The sequence below is a fragment of the Streptomyces bambusae genome (assembly GCF_019400985.1).
Taxonomy (GTDB): Bacteria; Actinomycetota; Actinomycetes; order Streptomycetales; family Streptomycetaceae; genus Streptomyces; species Streptomyces bambusae_A.
In genome coordinates, this window is record NZ_WTFF01000710.1 from 1 (window position 1) to 762 (window position 762).

1 protein-coding gene is annotated in these 762 nt (G+C 72.4%); it reads left to right on the plus strand.

Going from position 1 to position 762, the window contains the following annotated elements; translation table 11 throughout:
- Window positions 1–393 precede the first annotated feature (393 nt).
- Window positions 394–699 carry a 4a-hydroxytetrahydrobiopterin dehydratase gene (locus GPJ59_RS36675; RefSeq protein ID WP_219672407.1) on the plus strand — a complete coding sequence of 102 codons (306 nt, stop codon included), beginning with the start codon at window positions 394–396 and terminating at the stop codon, window positions 697–699.
- Window positions 700–762: the final 63 nt, after the last annotated feature.

The following is a 762-nucleotide window of genomic DNA, read 5'->3' on the forward strand; positions in this document are numbered from 1 at the left end:
AAAGAGGCCACTGCTGACCCGCCCCTCTTCTGTGGGCGTGGATTTATATTTAAAAACAAGGCGGGGCGCCCCGCCCGGGCCCGGGGGGGCCCCTTGGGGCCCCCCCCGCCCCCCCCCCCCCCCCTCCGGCTCCTGCGCCGCTTCCCGCCCTTGCCGCCCCCGCGAGGACCTACCCCCGGAAACTACCTTCCCAAGCCATGTCGGTGCCCCCTCATTACCGCCGGTAACAGTCGCGTCCGGCGCAGGAGCATAGGGCGGTCACCCTGGCCACGGAAGGCGCGGGAGCACCTCGGCGACCACCCGCGCGCACTATGGCGCGAAACCTTCCCCCGGCGCACCGCTGTGGGAACCTTGACCCCACGTCATGTGGTGTTCACGGGGAAGGAGTCGCCGATGCCGAGCGAGCCGCTTTCGCAGAAGGAGATCGAGGACCGGTTGCGGGAACTGCCCGGCTGGTCCCTGGCGGACAACCGGATCCAGCGCACGTACCACCTGGGCAGCCACCTCGCGGCCAGTGCGCTGGTCGCCCACATCGCCGTGGTCCAGGACGAGTTGGACCACCACAGCGACCTCACCCTCGGGTACGACACCGTCCGGCTGTCGGTGAACACCCACAGCGCGGGGGACGCGGTGACCGAGACCGACTTCGCGCTGGCCGAGCGGATCGAGGGCCTCGCCCCCGCGCACGGGGCGAGCTGACGGCAGGGCCGGCGACCGGACCGGGCCGGGCCGGGCCCGGGTCACCCGGGCCGGGGCCTGGGC